The 24,146-nt window shown below is 63.2% G+C and carries 24 protein-coding genes; 10 read left to right on the plus strand and 14 right to left on the minus strand.

Annotated features, from left to right (window positions below; all coding sequences use genetic code 11):
• The first annotated feature begins 45 nt into the window (after nucleotides 1-45).
• The 4 genes from hpf to B2Y33_RS04515 are packed head-to-tail and all read left to right on the plus strand — an operon-like array spanning nucleotide 46 to nucleotide 1,980.
• Nucleotides 46-354, plus strand: coding sequence for a ribosome hibernation-promoting factor, HPF/YfiA family (hpf, locus tag B2Y33_RS04500; protein ID WP_003255135.1), 309 nt, complete (start codon nucleotides 46-48; stop codon nucleotides 352-354).
• Between the two features lie 12 nt (nucleotides 355-366).
• Nucleotides 367-831: a PTS IIA-like nitrogen regulatory protein PtsN gene (gene ptsN, locus B2Y33_RS04505; RefSeq protein ID WP_027913742.1), complete on the plus strand. Its 465-nt coding sequence runs from the start codon at nucleotides 367-369 to the stop codon at nucleotides 829-831.
• A 2-nt stretch (nucleotides 832-833) separates the two neighbouring features.
• Nucleotides 834-1,688 (plus strand): RNase adapter RapZ, encoded by an 855-nt coding sequence (gene rapZ, locus B2Y33_RS04510; protein ID WP_023533444.1) that lies wholly within the window; start codon nucleotides 834-836, stop codon nucleotides 1,686-1,688.
• Between the two features lie 19 nt (nucleotides 1,689-1,707).
• Nucleotides 1,708-1,980: an HPr family phosphocarrier protein gene (locus B2Y33_RS04515; RefSeq protein ID WP_027913741.1), complete on the plus strand. Its 273-nt coding sequence runs from the start codon at nucleotides 1,708-1,710 to the stop codon at nucleotides 1,978-1,980.
• 85 nt (nucleotides 1,981-2,065) lie between these two features.
• On the opposite strand, the gene B2Y33_RS04520 is transcribed toward B2Y33_RS04515, so the two are convergent.
• The 6 genes from B2Y33_RS04520 to pmbA form a co-directional block, all read right to left on the minus strand.
• Nucleotides 2,066-2,953, minus strand: coding sequence for a ZIP family metal transporter (locus B2Y33_RS04520; RefSeq protein ID WP_027913740.1), 888 nt, complete (start codon nucleotides 2,951-2,953; stop codon nucleotides 2,066-2,068).
• An 11-nt stretch (nucleotides 2,954-2,964) separates the two neighbouring features.
• Nucleotides 2,965-3,576 carry a superoxide dismutase gene (locus B2Y33_RS04525; protein WP_027913739.1) on the minus strand — a complete coding sequence of 204 codons (612 nt, stop codon included), beginning with the start codon at nucleotides 3,574-3,576 and terminating at the stop codon, nucleotides 2,965-2,967.
• Nucleotide 3,577: 1 nt separating this feature from the next.
• Nucleotides 3,578-4,006, minus strand: coding sequence for a hypothetical protein (locus tag B2Y33_RS04530; RefSeq protein ID WP_206405469.1), 429 nt, complete (start codon nucleotides 4,004-4,006; stop codon nucleotides 3,578-3,580).
• Nucleotides 4,007-4,033: 27 nt separating this feature from the next.
• Entirely contained in the window at nucleotides 4,034-5,410 is a 1,377-nt protein-coding gene (locus B2Y33_RS04535) for a class II fumarate hydratase (RefSeq protein WP_027913737.1), read from the minus strand.
• A complete protein-coding gene (locus B2Y33_RS04540; protein WP_027913736.1) occupies nucleotides 5,385-5,804 on the minus strand; it encodes a hypothetical protein in 420 nt (139 codons plus the stop codon). Before B2Y33_RS04540 ends, B2Y33_RS04535 begins: the two co-directional genes overlap by 26 nt.
• A gap of 149 nt (nucleotides 5,805-5,953) precedes the next feature.
• The gene (pmbA, locus tag B2Y33_RS04545) at nucleotides 5,954-7,300 is read right to left on the minus strand and encodes a metalloprotease PmbA (RefSeq protein WP_049695486.1); all 1,347 of its coding nucleotides are present in this window, start codon (nucleotides 7,298-7,300) and stop codon (nucleotides 5,954-5,956) included.
• Nucleotides 7,301-7,409: 109 nt separating this feature from the next.
• Here pmbA and yjgA point away from each other — a divergent pair, with 109 nt between their 5' ends.
• Complete coding sequence (yjgA, locus tag B2Y33_RS04550; RefSeq protein ID WP_023533376.1) at nucleotides 7,410-7,931, plus strand: ribosome biogenesis factor YjgA; 522 nt, start codon at nucleotides 7,410-7,412, stop codon at nucleotides 7,929-7,931.
• A gap of 35 nt (nucleotides 7,932-7,966) precedes the next feature.
• Here the strand turns inward: yjgA and tldD are convergent, their stop codons facing one another.
• The 8 genes from tldD to mreB form a co-directional block, all read right to left on the minus strand.
• Nucleotides 7,967-9,406: a metalloprotease TldD gene (gene tldD, locus B2Y33_RS04555; protein ID WP_028687050.1), complete on the minus strand. Its 1,440-nt coding sequence runs from the start codon at nucleotides 9,404-9,406 to the stop codon at nucleotides 7,967-7,969.
• A gap of 2 nt (nucleotides 9,407-9,408) precedes the next feature.
• Nucleotides 9,409-10,260: a carbon-nitrogen hydrolase family protein gene (locus B2Y33_RS04560; RefSeq protein WP_110606872.1), complete on the minus strand. Its 852-nt coding sequence runs from the start codon at nucleotides 10,258-10,260 to the stop codon at nucleotides 9,409-9,411.
• A 14-nt stretch (nucleotides 10,261-10,274) separates the two neighbouring features.
• On the minus strand, nucleotides 10,275-14,084 hold the full coding sequence (locus tag B2Y33_RS04565) for a YhdP family protein (protein WP_206405470.1): 3,810 nt from the start codon (nucleotides 14,082-14,084) through the stop codon (nucleotides 10,275-10,277).
• A gap of 82 nt (nucleotides 14,085-14,166) precedes the next feature.
• On the minus strand, nucleotides 14,167-15,624 hold the full coding sequence (gene rng, locus B2Y33_RS04570; protein WP_027913731.1) for a ribonuclease G: 1,458 nt from the start codon (nucleotides 15,622-15,624) through the stop codon (nucleotides 14,167-14,169).
• Between the two features lie 55 nt (nucleotides 15,625-15,679).
• Nucleotides 15,680-16,309 (minus strand): Maf family protein, encoded by a 630-nt coding sequence (locus B2Y33_RS04575; protein ID WP_027913730.1) that lies wholly within the window; start codon nucleotides 16,307-16,309, stop codon nucleotides 15,680-15,682.
• Nucleotides 16,310-16,342: 33 nt separating this feature from the next.
• Nucleotides 16,343-16,831, minus strand: a complete 489-nt coding sequence (gene mreD / locus B2Y33_RS04580; RefSeq protein WP_027913729.1) for a rod shape-determining protein MreD — start codon at nucleotides 16,829-16,831, stop codon at nucleotides 16,343-16,345.
• On the minus strand, nucleotides 16,831-17,859 hold the full coding sequence (gene mreC, locus B2Y33_RS04585; protein ID WP_376743995.1) for a rod shape-determining protein MreC: 1,029 nt from the start codon (nucleotides 17,857-17,859) through the stop codon (nucleotides 16,831-16,833). The genes mreD and mreC overlap by 1 nt, the downstream gene beginning before the upstream one ends.
• 224 nt (nucleotides 17,860-18,083) lie before the next feature.
• Nucleotides 18,084-19,121, minus strand: a complete 1,038-nt coding sequence (gene mreB / locus B2Y33_RS04590) for a rod shape-determining protein MreB (protein ID WP_003255163.1) — start codon at nucleotides 19,119-19,121, stop codon at nucleotides 18,084-18,086.
• A gap of 206 nt (nucleotides 19,122-19,327) precedes the next feature.
• Between mreB and gatC the strand changes: the two genes are divergently transcribed.
• The 5 genes from gatC (at nucleotide 19,328) to B2Y33_RS04615 (ending at nucleotide 24,136) form a co-directional block, all read left to right on the plus strand.
• Nucleotides 19,328-19,615: an Asp-tRNA(Asn)/Glu-tRNA(Gln) amidotransferase subunit GatC gene (gatC, locus tag B2Y33_RS04595; protein ID WP_023533299.1), complete on the plus strand. Its 288-nt coding sequence runs from the start codon at nucleotides 19,328-19,330 to the stop codon at nucleotides 19,613-19,615.
• Between the two features lie 15 nt (nucleotides 19,616-19,630).
• The gene (gatA, locus tag B2Y33_RS04600; protein ID WP_027913726.1) at nucleotides 19,631-21,082 is read left to right on the plus strand and encodes an Asp-tRNA(Asn)/Glu-tRNA(Gln) amidotransferase subunit GatA; all 1,452 of its coding nucleotides are present in this window, start codon (nucleotides 19,631-19,633) and stop codon (nucleotides 21,080-21,082) included.
• Nucleotides 21,083-21,093: 11 nt separating this feature from the next.
• Complete coding sequence (gene gatB, locus B2Y33_RS04605) at nucleotides 21,094-22,539, plus strand: Asp-tRNA(Asn)/Glu-tRNA(Gln) amidotransferase subunit GatB (protein ID WP_206405471.1); 1,446 nt, start codon at nucleotides 21,094-21,096, stop codon at nucleotides 22,537-22,539.
• Between the two features lie 119 nt (nucleotides 22,540-22,658).
• Nucleotides 22,659-23,033, plus strand: coding sequence for a septal ring lytic transglycosylase RlpA family protein (locus B2Y33_RS04610; RefSeq protein ID WP_288632773.1), 375 nt, complete (start codon nucleotides 22,659-22,661; stop codon nucleotides 23,031-23,033).
• 59 nt (nucleotides 23,034-23,092) lie between these two features.
• Nucleotides 23,093-24,136, plus strand: coding sequence for a calcium/sodium antiporter (locus tag B2Y33_RS04615; protein ID WP_028687044.1), 1,044 nt, complete (start codon nucleotides 23,093-23,095; stop codon nucleotides 24,134-24,136).
• Nucleotides 24,137-24,146: the final 10 nt, after the last annotated feature.

Below are 24,146 nucleotides of genomic sequence, written 5' to 3' on the forward strand. Positions count from 1 at the left end.
CAACACCTGCCTCTTTGATGCACGGGCAACAAAAGGAGAAGCTGTATGCAAGTCAATATCAGTGGACAGCATGTAGAAGTCACCCAACCCTTGCGTGATTACGTGCTCGAAAAGCTCGCCCGCGTGGAGAGTCACTTCGACAAGATCACTAACGTGCAGGTCATCATGAAAGTCGAGAAGCTGCAGCAGAAGGTCGAAGCGACCTTGCAGATTCCTGGCGGTGAAGTGGTAGCCAACGCCGAACACGAAGACATGTATGCAGCCATCGACGCCTTGGCCGACAAGCTCGACCGCCAACTGAAAAAACACAAGGAAAAACAGCAAAGCCTGCTGCAAGGTGCAGCAGCCCGCTGATCCCCCTCATCCATGATCCGACTTGAAACCATCCTGACCCCCGGCCGTTCCCTCGTGAACGTGCCGGGCGGCAGCAAGAAGCGCGCCCTGGAAAAGGTCGCCACCCTGATTGCCGATCAAGTACCTGAACTTGAGATGCAAGACGTCTTCGAAAAACTGGTGGCCCGCGAAAAGCTGGGCTCCACTGGTTTCGGCAATGGCATCGCCATCCCCCATTGCCGCCTCGAAGGGTGCTCCTCACCGGTCAGCGCCCTTCTGCACCTTGACGCCCCCATCGATTATGACGCGATCGATGGCGCGCCCGTGGACCTGCTTTTCGTTCTGCTGGTTCCGGTTGCGGCCACCGATGCTCATCTGGAACTGCTGCGCCAGATAGCCAGCATGCTCGATCGCAAGGACGTTCGTGATCGCCTGCGTGCAGCCCAGAGCAGCGAGGCCTTGTTCCAGGTCGTCCTGGACGTACAGAACGAGCATTGAACATGCGCTTGATCATCGTAAGTGGCCGGTCCGGCTCCGGTAAGAGCACGGCCCTCGATGTCCTCGAAGACAACGGTTTCTACTGCATCGACAATTTGCCCGCCGGGCTGCTGCCGCAGTTGGCGGAAAGCGCGCTGCTCAACACCGAATTGCCGCAGCCCAAGGTTGCCGTATCGATTGACGCACGCAACCTGCCAAGCCACTTGTCGCGCTTTCCCGAACTGCTCGAACAAGCGCGTGCTCGTCACATCCAGTGCGACGTGCTGTACCTCGATGCCGACGAAGACACGCTGCTCAAGCGTTTTTCCGAAACCCGCCGACGCCACCCGTTGACCAATGCCGATCGCTCACTGGCCGAGGCGATTCGCGTCGAACGGGATTTGCTGGGGCCGATAGCTGACCTGGCCGATCTCAAGATCGACACCACCCGCCTGAATCTCTATCAGCTGCGTGACTCGATCAAGCTGCGCTTGTTGGACAAGCCAGAACCGGGTACGGCTTTTCTGGTGGAGTCATTCGGCTTCAAGCGGGGCATGCCGGTCGATGCCGATCTGGTGTTCGACGTGCGCTGCCTGCCCAACCCTTACTGGAAGCCAGAACTGCGCGAGCATTCCGGCCTTGAACAACCCGTCATCGACTACCTCGCGGCTCAGCCGGACGTCGAAGAGATGTTCACCGATATTTCCAGCTACCTGCTCAAGTGGCTGCCACGGTTCGCCGCCAGCAACCGTGCCTATGTCACCATCGCCATCGGATGCACTGGCGGCCATCATCGCTCGGTGTACCTCACCGAACGGCTGGGCCAGTTGCTCCAGCAATCTTTGAAAAACGTCCAGGTTCGCCACCGCGACCTCTAGCCCAAGGATCCGCCAGCTCATGCCCGCCCGCGAAATCACCATCATCAACAAACTGGGTCTGCATGCCCGGGCGGCAGCCAAATTCGTCGGGGTTGCCGGTCGCTTTCCCTGCCAGGTCAAGGTAGGTCGTGCACCGGACAAGCTGGTCGATGGCAAGAGCATCATGGGGGTCATGATGCTGGCGGCGGGTAAAGGCACTCAGGTCCACCTGCTCACCGAAGGCGAACAGGACAGCGAAGCCATGGAGGCACTGGTCGAGTTGATCAACAACTATTTCGACGAGGGGGAGTAACACCTCGGCACGGCCAGCAAGCGTTTACATCGGCCGCCGCCAAGCGTGACGCCCTCCTCCTCGCGCCCGCAGTCTGGCGGGCGCTTCAGGACATCGCGGTATCCATCACCATCATCAGGCAGAAACCGATGCACAGCCCCAGGCTGGCCAGGCGGTGATTACCGTGGCTGCGTGATTCGGGGATGATTTCCTGGGTCACGACCAGCAGCATCGCCCCTGCAGCGCAGGCGAGGCCCAGGGGCAACAGCAGTTGCGCCACATTCACCAGCCAGGCGCAGATAACGGCTGCCACGGGCTCCACCAGACCGGAGGCGGCGCCGATGAGAAAGGCCTTGAAGCGCGACATGCCAGCCCCGGCGAGCACCAGCGCAATGACCAGCCCCTCCGGTACATCCTGCAAGGCGATGCCCATTGCCAGGCTGTCGGCATCTGCCATGCCCCCGCCTGCAGACACGCCTATGGCCATGCCCTCTGGAATGTTGTGGGCGATGATGGCGAACACGAACAGCCACACGCGCGAAGCGATGACCGGCTCGTCAGGGGTCAGCCCTGAGGACGAGCCTGGCGAGAGTTTCAGGTCCACCAGGTAAAGGCACAACGCGCCTGCCAGCAGGCCCGCGCTGATGAGGCCGCCGGCTCCCCATGCACCAAAACCAATGGCCTGAGCGGCCTCCAACCCAGGCACTATCAGCGAGAAGGCCGTGGCCGCCAACATGACGCCAGCACCAAAGCCCAACAGTGTATCGGCCAATGCCACGGGCATGGTGCGGATAACCAGTACCGGCACCGCACCCAGGGCCGTCCCCAACGCGCACAGCGCGCCGCCCTCAAGCGCGCGCAACATACGTGGGTCCAGGTCGAGCCAGGCAAATGCGCGCGCCACCAGCAGCGCGGTACCCGCCAGCAGCAACAGGGTTCCAAGCGCCAGCCTGAACAGGCGCACGCTGCTGACGGACATGACTTCGGCGCGCATACCTGCCTGGCTCATTTCATGGCATCGAGGTAGCGGCGATTCACTTGCGCCCAGTCGATGACGTTGTAGAAGGCCCCGATGTACTCAGGCCGACGGTTCTGATACTTCAGGTAGTACGCGTGCTCCCAGACGTCCAGGCCGAGGATCGGTGTGTGGCCATGCATCAACGGGCTGTCCTGGTTGCCACTGCTCTCGACCACGAGGGTCCGCTGCGGGGTAACGCTCAGCCAGGCCCAACCACTGCCGAAGCGGGTGAGCGCGGCCTTGGTGAAGGCTTCCTTGAATGCCTCGAAGCCACCCAATTGTGTGTCGATGGCACGGGCAACTTCGCCCTGGGGCTCGCCTCCACCACGGGGGGACATCACTGTCCAGAACAGGCTGTGGTTGGCATGCCCGCCGCCATGGTTGGTCACGGCGCCTCGCAGGTTTTTAGGTAACTGCTCGACCTGCGCCACCAGCTTTTCCACCGGCCAGTCGGCCCATTCACTGTTCTCGACCGCTGCGTTGAGGCCATTGACGTACGTCTGGTGATGCTTGGTGTGATGGATCTCCATGGTCTGCGTGTCGATGTGCGGTTCCAGCGCATCGTAGGCGTAGGGCAGTGCAGGCAATGCATGAGGCATGTCAATGGACTCCGTGGGCAGGTTGAAGTGAACAGGCGCTGTGTCGGTTGAGCAGGTGCTCGGTGCGCGGGTACTGGCCGTGTTCGGCGATGAAACTCAACAACTCGGTGTAGGTACGGGCGCTGTGGTGCAGTGCGGCATCACGCAGCGCCCGTGGCAGGCACACGTCCTGACTGGCCTGCAACAGCCGTTGGTGCACGGCGCACAGGTAATCGGCGCTTTCATGGGGCTGCTGCAGACGCAGGTGCAGGTCGGCCAGGTTGTGATGCGCGATCACCAATGAGGCCACGGCTTGATCGGCATCCTCCCAGCGCGTGAACAGCACTTGGGCCAATGCCAGGGCCTGGAGGTAATGTTCGCGAGCATCCACCAGCTCACCTTGCGAGAACAGCTGATTGGCGACTTGCGTGATGCGTTTCCAGTGCTGCATGACGAGCCTCCAGGGCCATTGCGCTGTTCAGATACCACCAGCGGTCAGCTTTTCCGGATTCAGCAAGGCCTGCAACCGATCACGGGAAAGGTCGGTGTGCTCCAGCGCCACATCGATGATGGGCCGCCCTTGCGCATAAGCGGCCTTGGCGATCTCGGCTGCCTTGAGGTAACCAATGATCGGGTTCAGTGCCGTGACCAGGATTGGGTTACGCGCCAACGCCTCGTTGAGTTTGTTTTCATTGACCTTGAATGTGGCAATGGCTTTGTCTGCCAGCAACCGGCTGACATTGGCCATCAGCTCGATGCTTTCGAGCAGGTTACGGGCGATGACCGGCAACATGACATTGAGCTCGAAGTTGCCGGACTGCCCCGCTACCGCGATCGTTGCGTCATTGCCGATGACCTGAGCGGCGACCATGGCGGTGGCTTCAGGAATCACCGGATTGACCTTTCCAGGCATGATCGACGAGCCAGGTTGCAAGCCCTGCAGCTCGATTTCACCCAAGCCCGCCAAGGGCCCCGAGTTCATCCAGCGCAGGTCGTTGGCGATCTTCATCAACGCCACCGCCGTGGTCTTGAGCTGGCCAGACAGTGCAACGGCAGTGTCCTGGGAGCCGATCAGGGCAAACAGATTCTGAGCAGGGCGAAACGCTACGCCCGTCAACGCGCTGAGGTGACGGGCGAAGCCGGCTGCGAAATCAGGATGGGCGTTGATCCCGGTGCCCACGGCCGTGCCGCCCTGGGCCAGGGCCTGCAGGCTAGGCAAGGTGGCCTCTATGTGCGCCTTGGCACCTGCGACCTGCGCCGCCCAGCCATCGAGTACTTGGCTCATGCGTACAGGCATGGCATCCATCAAGTGCGTACGGCCTGTCTTGATATAGGGACGAACCTGGATCGACTTGGCTTCGATCACCTGCACAAGGTGGCTCAGCGCTGGCAGCAGTTGCTCGTGGAGCGCAAGGGCTGCGCTCACATGAATGGTGGTAGGAATGATGTCATTGCTGCTCTGCCCGCAATTGACGTGGTCATTGGGATTGACCGCTTCGCTCGAGGCTCGGCTGGCCAGCGTTGCAATCACTTCGTTGGCGTTCATGTTGGAACTGGTGCCGGAACCGGTCTGGAACACATCGACCGGAAAATGCACGCTGAAGTCTTCTGCCAGCAGTTGCTGTACGGCCGTGACGATCGCCTGGCCTTGCTGCTCAGACAACTGCTCCAGTTCGACGTTGGCGTTAGCCGCCGCTGCCTTGGCCAGCAGCAGCGCGCGTAAGAACTGGGCAGGCATGCGCTGGCCACTGATGGGGAAATTGTCGACCGCACGCTGGGTCTGCGCGCCGTACAGCGCGTCTGCCGGCACGTGCAACTCGCCCATGCTGTCACGCTCGATGCGGGTATTGGTCATCATCGGGTCCTTGCATCAATTCATCGGGGGAAATCGAGGGCAGCAAACGGCAATTGGCCAGTTGCAGGGCATAGGGCTGCCAGCGTTGGTTCTGTTCCTGTCGGTCGAGGTTGCGCAGGATCAACAGTGGCCGCCAGGCCTGATCCAGGCACTGGCAGCGCCAGTGCCAAGGCAGCATGCGGTCGCAGGCGGTATCGAGCAGCAGGCGGAAGGAGGTCAATGCCACCGTCCAGGGTGACGTCTGGGTGCAACACACCAGGTAACGCCCTTCCGCCAGGTAATGTTCGATCAGGCGCGGCTCATCGGGCTCGAGCGCACAGCGGATCCGGCGACTGAGCCAGCGCCAGTTTTCAAGATAGGGCAGTTCGCGAAGGGCGGTCGTCATGAACATCATCATCGTGCAGCTGTGAAATGATATTCATTATTAATTGATAAACAGAATCAATTCAACCCGTAGATGGTGTGAAGGGGCCGCCGCTTGATCTTCTGCCGCGAAAAAAAAAGGGGCCGCTGCGCGGCCCCAACGGCTTCACATGAAGAGGATCAACTACCGGCAACCATCATCCGCTCGATCAACACCGAGCCTGTATGAATGTTGCTGCGGGTCTCCAGGTCGCTGCCAATCGCCACGATCTGCTTGAACATGTCCTTCATGTTGCCCGCGATGGTGACTTCCTGGACGGCGTGCTGGATCTCGCCATTCTCGACCCAGAAACCGGCCGCGCCACGGGAATAGTCCCCTGTCACCATGTTCAGGCCATGCCCCATCAATTCGGTGACCAGCAGGCCGCGCCCCATGCGTCGGATCAACGCGGCCTGGTCTTCACTGCCATGGGTGACGAACAGGTTGTGCACGCCGCCTGAGTTGGCGGTACTGGGCAGACCCAGTTTGCGCCCCGAGTAGGTACCGAGCAGGTAGGACACCAGCTGGCCCTTATCCACGAACGGTTTGGCGTAGGTTGCCAGGCCATCACCATCGAAGGCTGCGCTGCCCAACGCGCGCGGGATGTGAGGGCGCTCGTCCAAGGTCAGCCAGGCCGGGAACAACTGTTGGCCGAGGGCGCCTTCAAGGAAGGAGGACTTGCGGTACAGGTTCCCACCGGAAACCGCCGACAGGAAGCTGCCGAACAGCCCGCCTGCCAATTCGGCCGAGAACAGTACCGGCACCTCACAGGTCGGCACCGGCCGTGCGCCCAGGCGACTGGCGGCGCGTTGGGCGGCGCGGATACCGATGCTGCGCGGGTCAGCCAGCAGGTTACCTTGGCGATTGACGTCGTACCAGTAGTCACGCTGCATCTGCCCATCGCCCTCGGCGATCATCACGCAGCTCAGGCTGTGACGGGTGGAGGCGTAGCCACCGACAAAGCCGTTGCTGTTGCCATACACCCTGCACCCCTGGTGGGTGTTGAGCGAGGTGCCATCGGCGTTGAGAATTCGAGGATCAGCGTCGAAGGCCGCAGCTTCGCACGCCAAGGCCATTTCAATGGCCTTCTCCGGCTCCAGGTTCCAGTCGTGGTAGAGGTCGAGGTCCGGAACATCGCGGGCCATCAGGGCGGCGTCGGCAAGCCCGGCGCATTCGTCCTCGGAGGTGTGCTTGGCAATGGCCAGCGCAGCTGCGACGGTTTCGCGAATGGCGTCCGAACCACTGGCCGAGGTGCTGGCCGAGCCTTTGCGCTGCCCGACGTACAGGGTGATACCAAAGCCCTGGTCACGGTTGAACTCAACCGTCTCGACCTCGCGCTGGCGGACCGTGGTGGACAGGCCCTGCTCCAGCGACACCGCCACTTCGCAGGCGCTGGCACCCTGGCGGCGGGCCTCGGCAATGATCGCTTCGACCTGCTCTTGCAAGGCTGGCAGATCGTTCGGGCCGATACTCTGGACTGCACTCATGGTTTTCTCCACTCAGAATTCTGCGTTCGGCAAGGGCCATTCAACGGCCGGGCCGGACAAGCGGCCCCCGACTGGTTATCATGGCGGCGATCTTTAGCGGACTGCCACCATGGTTGATTCAAACGACGACGCCTTCGACGGCGAAAAAAGCAAAACCCAGATCAAGCGCGAACTGCATGCGCTGGTCGAACTCGGCGAGCGGCTCACCACCCTCAAGGCCGACACCCTGGCGCGCCTGCCCTTGACCGATGAACTGCGCAAGGCATTGGCCGAAGCCAGCAAGCACACCGCGCATGGGGCTCGCAAACGCCACATGTCGTTCGTCGGCAAGCTGATGCGTGTACAGGACCTGGACGCCATTCACGCCCTGCTGGAACAGATGGACAGCTCCACCCGCCAGTACAACGAGCGTTTTCACGGCCTTGAACGCTGGCGTGATCGGTTGATCGACGGCAACGACGAGGACCTCGAACGGTTCGTCAACGAATACCCGGAGACCGACCGCCAGCAGCTGCGCTCGCTGGTGCGCCATGCCCAGCACGAAAAGGCCAGGAACAAACCCCCTGCCGCTTCGCGCAAGGTGTTCAAGTACATTCGCGATCTGGACGAGCTGCAGCGCGGGCTGCGCTGATCGCGGCGGGGCCGCCTTGCGGCCCCAGCCAACCCTCACGCCCCGGTACCACCCACCGTGATCGCATCGAGTTTCAAGGTCGGTTGGCCTACACCGACCGGCACGGACTGCCCGTCCTTGCCGCATGTCCCTACCCCACTGTCGAGCGACAGGTCGTTGCCGACCATCGACACACGGCTCATCGCCTCCGGGCCATTGCCAATCAAGGTCGCGCCTTTGACCGGGGCGGTGATCTTGCCATCCTCGATCAGGTAGGCCTCGCTGGTCGAAAACACGAACTTGCCGCTGGTAATGTCCACCTGTCCGCCACCCAAATTCGCGCAGTAGATGCCCTTCTTCACCGACGCGATGATCTCCTGCGGGTCGCTTTCACCGGCCCGCATGTAAGTGTTGGTCATGCGCGGCATCGGCAAGTGGGCATAGGATTCCCGTCGGCCGTTACCCGTCACCGCCATGCCCATCAGGCGCGCATTGAGCTTGTCCTGCATGTAGCCCTTGAGCACGCCGTTTTCGATCAGGGTGGTGCACTCGGTCGGCGTACCTTCGTCGTCCACGCTCAAGGAGCCACGTCGGCCTTCCAAGGTGCCATCATCGACGATGGTGCACAGGCTGGACGCGACCTTCTGGCCGATTCGGCCGCTGAATGCCGAACTGCCCTTGCGGTTGAAATCGCCTTCCAGGCCATGGCCAACCGCCTCGTGCAACAGCACGCCGGACCAACCAGGCCCCAGCACCACGGGCAGGGTGCCGGCAGGCGCAGCAACGGCCTCCAGGTTCACCAACGCCTGGCGCAGTGCCTCGCGGGCATAGCCCATCACCCGCTCCTCGGTGAAGAAGCGATAGTCGGTGCGCCCGCCGCCGCCCTGCCCGCCGCGTTCGCGACGGCCGTTCTGCTCGACGATGACGCTGACGTTGAAGCGCACCAGGGGCCGTACGTCGGCCGCCAGGCTGCCATCGGCGGCCGCGACCAGGATCCGCTCCCAGACGCCGGCCATGCTGACGCTGACCTGCTGGATACGCGGGTCCAGTGCACGGGTGGCGGCATCGACACGCTTGAGCAGCTCGACCTTCTCGGCACGGCTGAGCACGTCCAATGGATTATCCGCCGGGTAGAGAGTGGTCACGTCCTGGGCACGGAATGCCTGAACCGTGCCGTTCTGCCCGGCACGGGAAATCGATCGCGCGGCGCGCGCGGCAGAGGTCAAGGCTTCGAGATTGATGGCATTGCTGTAGGCAAAGCCGGTTTTTTCGCCGGCCTGGGCACGGACACCGACCCCCTGATCGAGGTTGAAGCTGCCTTCTTTGACAATCCCATCCTCCAGCGCCCAGGTTTCCGAAATCTGGCCCTGAAAGTACAGGTCGGCGGCGTCGATGCCTGGGCCGGCCAATTCACCCAGCACACTTTGCAGGCTGTCCAGGGTCAAGCCGCCTGGGGCCAGGAGCTGCTCGCTGACGGTGGATAACATCTGGCTCATAGTCACTCCGAGGTGTGCGCAGGCCGCAATGCGCCCTGCGAGAAGAAGCGCCGGTGATCGATCACCGGCATGCGCGCCCGAATGGACGCCTGTTCGTCACTGTCGCGCTCGGCAAGCAGTACCGCTTCGCCTTGCGCCTGTTGCGCCACGATGCGCCCCCATGGGTCGACGATCGCCGCGTGGCCGTGAGTCTGGCGCTGGCCGGGGTGAAGCCCGCCTTGGGCTGCGGCCAGCATGTAGCATTGCGTTTCGATGGCGCGTGCGCGGATCAGCACGTCCCAATGCGCCGCCCCTGTCACCGCCGTGAACGCCGACGGTGCACTGATCAGTTCTGCCCCGGCTGCGCGCAGGTGGCTGTACAACTCGGGAAAGCGCAGGTCGTAGCACACGCTCAGGCCCAACCGCCCCACCGGCGTATCGGCAACCACCACCTGCGCACCGGCGGCGTAATCATCGGATTCACGATAGCGGCCACGATTGTCGGCGACATCCACATCGAACAGGTGCAACTTGTCATACCGCGCGACCTGCTGCCCATGCTCGTCGATCAACAACGAACAGGCATGTGCCTTGGCCTTGGGCTGACCGGTCGGCGGCAGGGCAATGGTGCCTGCGACAATCCATAACTTGAGGTCACGAGCCACGCGTTTCAACCAGGGCAGGATCGGGCCTTCGCCGAGGGCCTCGGCGCGGCCGATCGCCGCGGCGTCTGCACGCCCCATGGCGGCGAAGTTCTCCGGCAGCACGGCCAGCCTGGCGCCACCTGATGCCGCCTGTTCCAGAAGCTTGCTCGCCTGGCGCAGGTTACCCTGCACATCATCCTGGCTGACCATCTGGATCACTGCCGCCTTCATCGACCCTCCTGGCGCTATTTCTGGAATGGTTTCACAAAGGTAATCTTAGGCTCTTTCCACGGCCCTACTACCCGGTAATGCACGCTGGCAAAGCGCGACACCCGATCGCCAATCAGCCGGTCGACCAGAAACAGTGCGCCGCCCACGGCCGGGGCGCCGACGATCAGCGCTGCCAGGGGAAGGTTGTTGGTGACCGGCAGGCTGACCTGCAGGTTGGCAGCGACCCGCTCACGCACCATGTCCAGGGTACCATCGAGTTCGAAATCGCTCGACGGGCCGGTTACCTTGATCGGCGTGCGGGTTACGTATACCCCTTCACTGGCCACCAGCAGCCCCTTGAGCCGGTCGTAGGCCAGGCCCTTTTCGAACAAGTCGGAGAAGTCCAGGCGCAAGCGCCGACCAATGGCGTTGAAGTTCAGCAAGCCGAATACACGCAACGCTTGTGCGCCACCGTCCACCTCGACGAACTGCCCGCTGTGCAGCACTGCATCGAGGCTCCCGGAGAACCGCTTCAGGCTGATTGCCGCCGGGGAGCCCGGCCACCGCCCGTCTACGTCCATGCGAAAATCCCGGGCGGTTACCGTCGGGGCAAAGCCCCAGGCCGTGAGCACGTCACCCAGTTGCTTGCCTTGCACGCGGCCTTTGTACCAGCTCGTGCCGCCTGCGCCATCCCAACCACCGGCGCCGTCGATGCGCAGCCCCTTGAGGTTCAGATCGATGTCGCTGGCGTTCACACCGGTACGGGTCGGCCGCAGCTTGATCGCAGCGCTGCCGTACAGATCGTCACCGCGGTAAAACGTGTCGATGCGCACGTCCAGCGGCGGCACCTTGCGCGGATCGAACGACGCCAGCGGGTCGGCGCCGTCTTCGTCCTGCGCCTGGTCGGCATTGCCTGCCGGCAGGCGCAAGGTTTGCAGCCGCACCACGATAGGGGCGCCCTCGGCGTCGGGCACGCGCGCGTCGCCCACCACCTGCCGACTGTCCAGGCGCACGTCCCAGGCCGCCGACCCACGTGCCAGACGCACCCTCGCCTGGTTCAGCTCGGTACCGTACGCCTTCAGGGCCCCGATGCTCAGGTCAACGCTCTGCAGTGTCTGGCGCGCATTGCCACCTGGATCGTCGCCCCCTAGCTTCTGCGCCTGAGCCTGCCAAGGCTCAAGGTCCAGGGTATCGAGGTGCCCACGGATACGCAGGCCGCGACCGCCAGGAGGCTGCGCTTGACCAGCACCAAGCAGCAGCTCACCAGCGCCCTGGTCCAGGTGCTCGGCTGGCGCCACGTAGGCTAGCCGGGCAAGATCGGTGTAGGCGGCGTCGATGTGCCGTTGCGCGCCTTGCAGGTTCATGCTGAAACGGCTAGCCCGACTGTCGGCAGGCGCTTTGCCAAAGGGCGCCGGCAGGTCGATCGACAGGCCTTTGAGGTCCGAATCGACGTTAATCAGGTTTTCACGTGCGCCAATGCTCAACTGCAGCTGGTACGGCAGCTCGCCAGACGCCGGCAGTGCCTGGTCGAAGTGCAGCCATTGGGTCAGTGCTTGCAGCGAAACCCGGCCGCTGGCGCTGATTCTGGTCTGCATCTGTCCCGGTTCGCCTACAGCGGCAATCTGTGCAGTGACCGGCTTGCCGAATGCCTGCAGGGAAATGCCCTTGCCACTGAGGCCCTTGTCGTAGTCGAAGCTGAAGTCGCCCTTCAGGCGCGTGAGTTCCAGCTCGGGCGATGCAATCTTGAGCCGTGCATCGCGCGTGGCGAAATCCACCTTCACCTTAGGTTGTTGCCCATGGGCCAGCGGGATGTCCAGCTTGACCTTGCCTCTGAGGGGGCCCTCACCTTCCCATCCTGCAAAGATTTCATTGGTGCCAATGGGCGCTTGCTTGAGTATCTTGAGCCCGTCCACCAGGCCACCCTCGAAATTGCCGTCCAAGTGCAAGTGGCTGTCACCCATGCCTTCCACATGTGGAATGTCGACTTTCACGTCGCTGACCTTGGTATCGAGCAGCACACCGCTTTGCGCCTTGATGCGCACACCGCTGTCCTCGATGAACACGTCGCCGTCCACATGCTGTACCTGTGGCCAGCCGGGCTGGAAGTCCAGGGTGGCATCATGAACTTTGAAGAACAGGCTGATGCTGCGAGCTTCGGGCTTGGCACCGTGATTGAGCGAGCCCTGGTACTGGAAGTAACCCTGGTCGACACTGCCTTTGACGATGGCGCTGCGCAGCCATTGGTCCAAGGCCGGGCTCAACACCTCGGGCAAGTACTTGGCGGTGTAGCGGCCATCGCCGTCGGTCAGACCGACACGCAGGTCCATGTAGTCTTCACGCCCTTCCTCGAACAACAGGCGGATGAGGAAGTCGCCTGCAATGTTGCCCTCCTCGCCCACGACCTTCAGGTAAGGAGCGATCAGGGTGAAGCCTTCCTTGTCCAGTGCCCAGGTCAGGCGCGCATTGGCTTTCTGGTAGTGCCAGGGTTTGGCGAAGATCGGATCCAGGTGCAGCATGAAAGCGTCGGTGTCCAGGCGCAGTTCGCCATGCCCAAGGTCGCCGCTGATGCTGCCGCTCACGTTACCGGCAGCCGGGGCGCCGTGATACGCATCGAAACCCACGCGCTCCAGGTTGCTTTCGAACGCCAGCCGGCGATCGCCGTCGGCCTTGGGCCGGGCCGTCAGGTGCACATTGCGCAGGACACCTGTGACATTGAGGCCATCGATCACCGCCAGCACTTGCTGGCCCATGGGCGCCAAGGCGTGGATCAGCGGCGTGAGAGGGGTCAGCTCCACACGGTCGGCCTGCACCTGCCAGCTTTCATCGGCCGGGGCCGCACCGTTGCGCTGCATCAACCGCAGCCGCGAGGCCCAATGCGTGTCGCCAATGTCCATCGCCAACGCGTCGACAATGACGTCGAAGCCCTCATCCTGACGCTCGAACCAGGCATTGAGGGCGAGGCTGTCTACCTTGACCGGTTTGCGCGTGTCATAGGCCCCTTGCAGGTGCGGCGCATTCAGGCGTACGGCGCCTTGGTGCAACTGACGGTCGCGCCAGTCGAACCAGGCTTCACCGCCTGCCTGAAGCACCTGGGCATGCCACTGCCCCAACAGCCGGGGCGGCAACCAGCGTGCCCAGTCACTGTGCGGCAGGTTGAGATAGCCCTGTACCTGCGCATCACGCCAGGCTTCGGCCGAAGCGCGGCTGCGCGCGCTCAGCGTCAGGGGTTGGCCATCTGGCAAGGTTGCCCGCAGGTCCAACGATTGCCGCGAGGGCCCCGCCAGCAAGCCTGCGCTGACATAGGTCAGCGTCAGCGGATCACGCTGCCAGGCGTGGAGGGTAACTTGGCTGTCGAACACATCGACCCGCCCAAGCCGGCGCAGGTCCTTGAGCAATTGCTCGGGCTGCAAGGGTGCGTCGTCCTGCTTGGGCAGGCCCTCGAGCTTCCACTTGCCGGCTTCATCCTCTCGGGCGATCAGTTGCAGGCCAGCCAGCTGGATGCGCGCCAGGCGCACTTCACCTGCGACCAGGCTGCCCCAGACATCCGGCACCACGGTGACGTCATCGAGCCGCAAGGCCGTGCCGCCTTCACCGATTTGCAGGTCGCGTACGGTCAGCACCGGCGACAGCCTGCTCCAGCGGCCCTGAAGCGCGCCAATGTGCACCGGCACACCCAGCGCTCCGGCGACCTTGGCCTGCACCGTGCTGCGGTACTCGGCCGCCAGCGGCACCAAGGCCCGGCCAAGGCTGGCGTACAGCGCCACTGCGATGACCAGCAACGCGCAAGCCCCCAGCCCCCAACGGGTCAGGACACTCAGAACGCGGCTTAGACGTCCCATGGCCATGGCCCTCCAGGTCGTATATGCATAATGGCCCGTGGTGCCGTTTTCGCCATGCCGATCGAACCGGGTCGGGTTTCAGCAGGCCTCAGAGCAGCACCACGTCATACTGCTCTTGCGAATACATCGACTCGACCTGGAAGCGAATGGTTCGCCCGATGAAGGCCTCGAGTTCAGCCACGTTGCCAGACTCTTCGTCCAACAGGCGATCGACCACCTTCTGATTGGCCAGCACGCGATAGCCTTCCGCCTGGTAGGCGCGGGCTTCACGCAGGATTTCGCGAAAGATCTCGTAACAGATGGTTTCGGGCGTTTTGAGCTTGCCTCGCCCCTGGCAAGCCTGGCACGGTTCGCACAACACCTGCTCAAGGCTCTCCCGGGTGCGCTTGCGGGTCATCTGCACCAAGCCCAACTCGGTGATGCCGATGATGTTGGTCTTGGCGTGGTCGCGCTCCAGCTGTTTTTCCAGCGTTCGCAGCACCTGACGCTGGTGATCTTCGTCTTCCATGTCGATGAAGTCGATGATGATGATGCCGCCGATGTTGCGCAGCCGCAGTTGCCGGGCAATGGCGGTGGCGGCCTCCAGGTTGGTCTTGAAGATGGTTTCTTCCAGGTTGCGGTGACCCACGAAGGCGCCGGTGTTGACGTCGATGGTGGTCATCGCCTCGGCCGGATCCACCACCAGGTAGCCACCCGACTTCAACGGTACCTTGCGATCCAGGGCGCGCTGAATTTCATCCTCGACACCGTACAGGTCGAAGATGGGCCGTTCGCCTGGGTAGTGTTCCAGACGGTCGGCGATTTCAGGCATCAGCTCTTGCACGAACTGCGTGGTGCGCTGGAAGGTTTCCCGCGAGTCGATGCGGATTTTTTCGATCTTCGGGTTGACCAGGTCGCGCAGGGTACGCAGCGCCAGGCCCAGGTCTTCGTAGATGACCAGGGGTGCGCCACAGGTCTTGATCTGCGCCCCGATCTGCTCCCACAACCGCCGCAGGTAGCGAATATCCTGCAGGATCTCCTCAACCCGCGCGCCTTCGGCGGCGGTGCGCAGAATGAAGCCGCCAGCGCCTTGTATGTTCTCGCTGTCCACGCAATCACTGACCACGCGCTTGAGGCGTTCACGCTCGGCCTCGTCCTCGATCTTGAGCGAAATGCCCACGTGGCTGCTACGCGGCATGTAGACCAGGTAGCGGGACGGGATCGACAACTGGGTGGTCAGCCGCGCGCCTTTGCTGCCGATGGGGTCTTTGGTGACCTGTACCACCAGGGCCTGGCCTTCATGGACCAGGGCGGTGATGTTTTCCACGGCCGAGCCTTCGCGCTGCGAAATCTCCGAGGCATGGATGAACGCTGCCCGTTCCAGCCCGATGTCCACGAACGCCGCCTGCATGCCAGGCAGCACCCTGACCACCTTGCCCTTGTAGATATTGCCGACGATGCCGCGACGCTGGGTGCGCTCGACGTGCACTTCCTGCAGTACCCCGTTTTCCACCACCGCCACGCGTGACTCCATCGGGGTGATGTTGATCAGGATCTCTTCGCTCATGGCAGGTTCTCGTCCAGGGTCTTGTTCTAATGATGGATGGCGCAAACGGTGCTGGCTACTGCGGGCGCGTCACCTCAGGTTCCGAGGCCGCCTGTTGCCAGCAAGCGATGCCGAAGCGCTCGAGCAACTGTGCCGTTTCGCTCAATGGCAGGCCGACCACGGCCGAATAGCTGCCAATCAGCCCGGTGACGAATACCGCGCCCAGCCCTTGAATCGCATAGCCGCCCGCCTTGTCTGCCGGCTCGCCGCTGGCCCAGTAGCGCTGCGCTTCCTGCTGGTGGATGTCGCGAAAGCGGACGGTGCTGCTGACACACAAGCTCTCGACACGCGTGCCGTCATCGAGCGCCACGGCCGTCAATACCTGGTGTTCGCGGCCGGACAACCGGGCCAGCATGCCCAAGGCGTCGTCACGGTGCTCGGGTTTGCCCAGAATATGGCCGTCAAGCACGACGGCCGTGTCAGCGCCCAACACCACAGCGCCCTCGTTCGCGGTCTCGGCCGGTTCGAGACGGGCACGACCCGCTGCAGCCTTGGCTTTGGCCAGGCGCTGCACATACACCTCGGCGCTTTCGCCAGGCAGCGGGGTTTCATCGATGGGCGCGCTGGCAACCCTGAAGCGTACGCCGATCTGCGTCAACAGCTCGCGTCGACGTGGAGAGCCGGAAGCCAGGTATAGCGGGGTCATTCGGACATCTCCCTGTCAGCGGCCACCAAGCCGTCAATTGATGTGCAAGCGTCGGCGAAGGTCGCGCAAGGCAAAGCTGATCCACGGCCAGAGCAGCGCGCTGATCACGGCCGACCAGACCAGCGCCAGGGTAGGCAGGCGATTACCGGTCAAGGCACTGAGCCACAGCTGGAGCAACTGTGCAATGCCGAAGACCACCAGGATGATCAGGCTTTGCTGCCACATGGGGAACATGCGCAGGCGCTGTTGCAGCGACAGCACCAGGAATGTGATCAGGGTGAGGATCAACGCGTTCTGCCCCAACAGGGTGCCGTACAGCACGTCCTCGGCCAGGCCAAGCATGAACGCTGTGGCCATGCCGACCTTGTGCGGCACGTTCAAGGTCCAGAACGACACCAGCAACGCCAGCCACATAGGCCGAAAGACTTCCATGAACTGCGGCATGGGCGAGACACTGAGCAGCAGGCCAACGGCAAATGTCAGCCAGATGACCCAACCATTGTTGCGGCGCGATGCGGCCATCACTGCCTCCGGGATTGAGTGGGCGCAGCGGGCGCTGCGGCCGGGCTTGCGGACTGTGCAGCTGGCGCTGTGGCGGGCGTACTGGACTGGGTGGCAGGCGCAGGGGTTACGGCAGGCGCGCCGTTTGCAGGGGTACCGTTTGCGGGAGTGCCGTTTGCAGGCGCACCTTGACCGGTCGTACCAGCACCCTGAGCAGGAACCCTCTCGCCTTTGCGGTCTGCTTCTTCCTGGGCAATCGCGGCATCGGTGGCGCGCTGCTCGGGCGTACGCCGGTCGCTGAACACCAGCAGCATGTAACGGCTACGGTTGAGCGCCGCGGTGGGGATGGCGCGCACAATGGCGAATGGCTGGCCGGAGTCGTGGATCACCTCGTTGACGGTGGCCACGGGATAACCGGCGGGGAAGCGTTGGCCCATGCCGGAGCTGACCAGCAGGTCGCCTTCCTTGATGTCCGCCGTATCGGCCACGTGGCGCAACTCGAGGCGCTCCGGGTTGCCGGCACCGCTGGCAATGGCGCGCAAACCGTTGCGGTTGACCTGCACGGGAATGCTGTGGGTGGTATCGGTGAGCAGCAAGACCCGAGAGGTATAGGGCATCAGTTCGACCACCTGCCCCATCAGGCCGCGAGCGTCGAGCACCGGTTGACCGAGAAACACGCCATCGCGCTCACCCTTGTTGATCAGTATGCGGTGTGTGAAGGGGTTGGGATCGACGCCGATCAATTCGGCAACTTCGACCTTTTCGTCAACCAGCGCCGAGGAATTGAGCAGCTCACGCAGGCGCACGTTCTGCTCGGTCAACGCCGCCAGCTTCTGCAGGCGACCTTGCAGCAGCAGGGCCTCGGTCTTGAGTTTCTCGTTCTCGGCAATCAGCTCGTTGCGGCTGCCGAACTGGCCCGCCACCCCTTGCCAGGCGCGTTGCGGCAAGTCGGTGATCCAGTACGATTCCATGAGCACCAGGCCCATCTGGCTGCGAACGGGCTTGAGCAGGTCAAAGCGCGCGTCGACGACCATCAACGCGACCGACATCACCACCAGGACGAGCAGGCGAACGCCCAGCGACGGGCCCTTGGAGAAAAGCGGTTTAATGGGCCGTTCCTCGTGGACGACTCAGGAAGTCATTGGACATGGGACAAGGCACCAGCCTGGTTACGAATTGACGGATGAGGCGCCCGGACGGGCACCGGCCAGCACATACAGGTAGCACTGTGCGTGCTACCTGTAAACCGGGGCTCACGAGCCGCGAGGACGAATCACTCGCTCGAGAGCAGGTCCATTGCGTGCTTGTCCATCATTTCCAGGGCTCGACCGCCGCCGCGGGCGACACAGGTCAACGGGTCTTCGGCGACGATGACCGGCAGCCCGGTTTCCTGGGCCAGCAGCTTGTCCAGGTCACGCAGCAGTGCGCCGCCGCCGGTCAACACCAGGCCACGTTCGGCGATGTCGGAAGCCAGTTCGGGTGGCGACTGCTCCAGGGCGCTCTTGACCGCCTGAACGATGGTCGCCAGCGACTCCTGCAGCGCTTCGAGCACTTCGTTGGAGTTCAGGGTGAACGCACGCGGTACGCCTTCGGCAAGGTTACGGCCGCGAACGTCGACTTCGCGCACTTCACCGCCCGGGTAGGCAGTACCGATTTCCTGCTTGATGCGCTCGGCGGTGGATTCGCCGATCAGGCTGCCGTAGTTACGGCGCACGTAGGTCACGATGGCTTCGTCGAAGCGGTCACCACCGACACGCACCGATTCGGCATAGACCACCCCGTTGAGCGAGATCAACGCGATTTCGGTGGTACCACCGCCGATGTCGACGACCATGGAGCCACGGGCCTCTTCGACCGGCAGGCCGGCACCGATGGCGGCCGCCATGGGTTCTTCGATCAGGAACACTTCGCGGGCACCTGCTCCCAGGGCCGACTCGCGAATGGCGCGGCGCTCAACCTGGGTGGACTTGCACGGCACGCAGATCAGCACTCGAGGGCTGGGCTGCAGGAAGCTGTTCTCATGAACCTTGTTGATAAAGTATTGCAACATTTTTTCGCAGACGCTGAAGTCGGCGATCACGCCGTCCTTCATCGGACGAATGGCTGCGATGTTGCCAGGCGTACGGCCCAGCATGCGTTTGGCTTCGGTACCGACGGCGACGACGCTTTTCTGATTGCCATGGGTACGGATGGCAACAACCGAGGGCTCATTCAGGACGATACCGCGCTCACGCACGTAAATTAGGGTGTTGGCAGTACCCAGGTCGATGGACAGATCGCTGGAAAACATGCCACGCAGTTTCTTGAACATGGGAAAGTGACCCTGGGGAAAGCGTGGGTAAAAAAGTGCGGCAAACTCTAACAATGGCAGGGATTTTGGGCAAGGAGCCAATATGTTAAATTGGCTGTTTTTCCGAGCATGCCAGCCGATGATCGCGGCTATTGGACCGCCAAAAAGCTGACATGTTCCTCATTGCGGACACTGAATCCGTTCTTTCTATCCTTCTGGAGATCCCCATGGCGCTTGAACGCTGCGACGTGGAAAAGATCGCCCATCTGGCCCGACTGGGCCTAAATGATGGCGAACTGCCACGCATTACCGACGCCTTGAACAGCATCCTCGGGTTGGTCGACCAGATGCAAGCGGTGGACACCGCCGGCATCGAACCCCTGGCTCACCCCCTTGAGGCCAGCCAGCGCCTGCGCCCCGACCAGGTCACCGAGCACAACCAGCGTGACGCCTATCAGGCCGTCGCCCCACAGACCGAAAACGGTCTGTACCTGGTTCCGAAAGTCATCGAGTAAGGGATAGAGCCTGCCATGCATCAATTGACCCTGGCCGAGATCGCCCGCGGACTCGCCGACAAGTCGTTTTCCTCCGAAGAGCTGACCGGCGCCCTGCTGGCCCGTATCAAGCAGCTCGACCCACAGCTCAACAGCTTCATCACCGTGACCGACGAGCTGGCCCTGGGCCAGGCACGTGCTGCCGATGCCCGCCGCGCCGCTGGCGAAGGCGGGGCGTTGCTGGGCGCGCCCATTGCCCACAAGGACCTGTTCTGCACCCAGGGCGTGCGCACCAGCTGCGCGTCGAAGATGCTCGACACCTTCAAGGCGCCCTATGACGCCACCGTGGTGGCCAAGCTCGCCGAAGCTGGCATGGTCACGCTGGGCAAGACCAACATGGACGAGTTCGCCATGGGCTCGGCCAACGAATCGAGCCACTACGGCGCGGTGAAAAACCCCTGGAATCTCGAGCACGTACCCGGTGGCTCGTCGGGCGGCTCGGCCGCTGCCGTGGCAGCGCGCCTGCTGCCGGTGACCACCGGCACCGACACCGGCGGCTCGATCCGTCAGCCGGCCGCACTGACCAACCTCACCGGCCTCAAGCCCACCTATGGCCGCGTCTCGCGCTGGGGCATGATCGCCTATGCCTCGAGCCTGGACCAGGGCGGCCCCCTGGCCCGCACGGCCGAGGACTGCGCGCTGCTGCTGCAAGGCATGGCCGGCTTCGACGCCAAGGATTCGACCAGCATCGAGGAGCCGGTTCCCGACTACAGCGCCACCCTGGGTGATTCGCTGCAAGGGTTGCGTATCGGTCTGCCGAAAGAGTACTTCGGGGCTGGCCTGGACCCGCGCATCGCCGACCTCGTGCAGGCCAGCGTCAAGGAGCTGGAAAAGCTCGGCGCGGTGGTCAAGGAAATCAGCCTGCCGAACATGCAACACGCCATCCCGGCGTACTACGTGATCGCTCCGGCAGAAGCGTCCTCGAACCTGTCGCGTTTCGACGGTGTTCGCTTCGGTCATCGCTGCGAGGCGCCCAAGGACCTGACCGACCTGTACAAGCGTTCCCGCGGCGAAGGCTTCGGCGCCGAAGTGCAGCGCCGGATCATGGTCGGTACCTACGCCCTGTCGGCGGGCTACTATGACGCGTACTACGTGAAGGCCCAGCAAATTCGCCGCCTGATCAAGAACGACTTCATGGCTGCCTTCAAGGATGTCGACCTGATTCTCGGCCCGACCACGCCCAACCCGGCCTGGAAACTGGGCGCCAAGAGCAGCGATCCGGTCGCCGCCTACCTCGAGGACGTCTACACCATCACGGCCAACCTCGCGGGCCTGCCAGGCCTGTCGATGCCAGCCGGCTTCGTCGATGGCCTGCCGGTAGGCGTGCAGTTGCTGGCGCCTTACTTCCAGGAAGGCCGCCTGCTCAACGTAGCCCATCGCTACCAGCAGGTGACCGACTGGCACACCCGCGCCCCTAACGGCTTCTGAGGAACAGACACATGCAATGGGAAGTTGTGATCGGGCTGGAAATTCACTCTCAGCTCGCCACCCAGTCGAAAATCTTTTCCGGTAGTGCCACCACGTTTGGCTCGGAACCCAACACCCAGGCGAGCCTAGTCGACCTGGGCATGCCAGGTGTGCTGCCGGTCCTGAACCAGGAAGCGGTGCGCATGGCGTGCATGTTCGGCCTGGCCATCGATGCCGAGATCGGCAAGCGCAACGTGTTCGCGCGCAAGAACTACTTCTACCCCGACCTGCCCAAGGGCTATCAGATCAGCCAGATGGACCTGCCGATTGTGGGCAAGGGCCACCTGGACATCGCGCTGGAAGACGGCACCATCAAGCGCATCGGCGTGACCCGTGCCCACCTGGAAGAAGATGCGGGCAAGAGCCTGCACGAAGATTTCAGCGGCTCCACCGGCATCGACCTGAACCGTGCCGGCACCCCGCTGCTGGAAATCGTGTCCGAGCCCGACATGCGCAGCGCCAAGGAAGCGGTGGCCTATGTCAAGGCCATCCATGCGCTGGTGCGCTACCTGGGCATCTGCGACGGCAACATGGCCGAAGGATCACTGCGCTGCGACTGCAACGTGTCGATCCGGCCCAAGGGCCAGACCGAGTTCGGCACTCGCTGCGAGATCAAGAACGTCAACTCGTTCCGCTTCATCGAGCGCGCGATCAACAGCGAGATCCAGCGCCAGATCGACTTGATCGAGGACGGCGGCAAGGTGGTTCAGGAAACGCGCCTGTACGATCCGAACAAGGACGAGACCCGCTCCATGCGCAGCAAGGAGGAAGCCAACGACTACCGTTACTTCCCCGACCCGGACCTGCTGCCGGTGGTCATCGAGGACAGCTTCCTGGAAACCGTGCGCGCCGGCTTGCCGGAACTGCCCACCCAGAAAGTCGAGCGCTTCCAGAGCCAGTACGGACTGTCGGCATACGATGCCAACGTTTTGGCATCGAGCCGTGAACAGGCCGACTACTTCGAGGAGGTGGTCAAGCTCGGGGGCGACGCCAAAATGGCCGCCAACTGGGTCATGGTCGAGCTGGGCAGCCTGCTCAACAAGCTGGGCATCGAGATTGACCAGGCCCCGGTCACCGCCGCGCAACTGGGCGGCATGCTGGTGCGCATCCGCGACAACACCATCAGCGGCAAGATCGCCAAGACCGTGTTCGAGGCCATGGCGGCAGGTGAAGGCGACGCCGACACCATCATCGAAAGCCGCGGCCTCAAGCAGGTCACCGACAGCGGCGCCATCGAGTCGATGCTCGACGAGGTGTTGGCGGCCAACGCCGAACAGGTCGAACAGTACCGCGCCGCCGACGAGGCCAAGCGCGGCAAAATGTTCGGTTTCTTCGTCGGCCAAGCCATGAAAGCTTCCAAGGGCAAGGCCAACCCTGGGCAGGTGAATCAGCTGCTCAAGGCCAAGCTCGAAGGCTGACCGCACCCTTCAGCGGGGGCTCGCCCTCGCTGACAGACCAGCCGAGGTTGACCAGGACACAGGTCCACCTCGGCTTGTCCCGCGCCCGGCCAAATGCCCCGGCGCACCGGAGTACCTGTATGTTCAAACGTTCTTTGGCCAGCTTGGCCCTCTTTTCCTGTCTGGCAGGCTGCGCCAGCCATGACATCGACCCGCGAGGTTATGACCGCACGGGTACTGCCTCCTACTACGGCGCCCGCCATCACGGCAAACGCACCGCCAGCGGCGAGGCGTTCAATCAGCATGGCCTGACGGCGGCTCATCGCAACCTGCCGTGCGGCAGCCGGGTGCTGGTGACCAACCTGGCCAATCGGCGCAGCGTGGTGGTCCGCATCAACGACCGCGGCCCGCACGCCCGCAGCCGGCTGATCGACCTGTCTCGGGCTGCCGCTGAAAAAATCGGCATGGTGCGTAGCGGAACGGCGCGCGTGCGAGTACAAGGTCTTAGTGACTGACGACCAGGAGCTTTACCATTTTCGATCTGGCCACCCTCCCCACGTTCAGCCTGCTGCAGCTGGGCATCGCTTTGCTGCTGCTGGTCGCAGGCGCCGAACTGCTGGTACGGGCTGCACTGCGCCTGGCGCAACGCCTCCACGTGCGGCCGCTGATCATCGGGCTGAGCCTGGTGGCATTCGGCAGCACTGCCCCCCAGTTGACCCTCAGCCTGCAGGCCGCCTACCAAGGCGCACCGGACGTTGCCGTGGGCAGCGTCATCGGCAGCAACATCTTCAATGTGCTGGCCATTCTTGGCCTGGCAGCGCTGGTCATTCCCCTTCGCGTGTCTCGCCAGCTGGTACGCCTGGATATTCCGCTGATGATCCTGGCCAGCGCCCTGGTCTACGGGTTGGCTGCCAATGGCTATCTGGGCCGCGTTGAAGGCGTATTGCTGCTGATGGGGCTGGTGGGTTACCTGGCCATGCTCTGGCACCAGTCCCGTCACTACGCACGCACCTACCCTGCCCCGCCATCGGTGCCACAAAGCCCGGCACGCTTCTGGTGCGGGACGTTACTGTTGGTGATGGCAGGCCTGGCCCTGCTGAGCCTGGCCGGTCATCTGCTGCTCGACGCTGCCGTGGAAGTGGCCACTGACCTGGGCCTGTCCGAGCGCGTCATCGGCCTTACGGTGGTCGCCATCTGCACGTCGTTGCCGGAACTGGCAGCAGCCCTGATCGCTGCCTTGCGCGGTGAACGCGAGATCGCCGTGGGCACGGTGATCGGCAGCAACCTGTTCAACCTGTTGGGCGTATTGGGCCTGACCGCCGTGGTGACCCCCGAGCCCCTGTCGATTTCGCCCAATGCGCTGGATTTCGACCTGCCCGTCATGCTGGGTGTGGCCGCGTTGAGCTTGCCGGTGTTCTATTCAGGCTATCGCATCACCCGGGCCGAAGGGCTGGTGTTCCTGTGCCTGTACCTGGCCTACGGCCTGCACATCGCCGCGTTCACCATGGGCATGCCCCTGGCCGGGCGCCTGGAGCGCCTGATGCTGCTCTACGTATTGCCCGTGCTGGCGGTTGTCTTGGTGTACACCACGGTGCGCGCCTGGCGCCGCCAGCATTGAGCACCCCAAG

This window comes from Pseudomonas sp. UBA5666 (assembly GCF_002420785.1).
In the GTDB taxonomy this organism is placed as follows: domain Bacteria; phylum Pseudomonadota; class Gammaproteobacteria; order Pseudomonadales; family Pseudomonadaceae; genus Aquipseudomonas; species Aquipseudomonas fulva.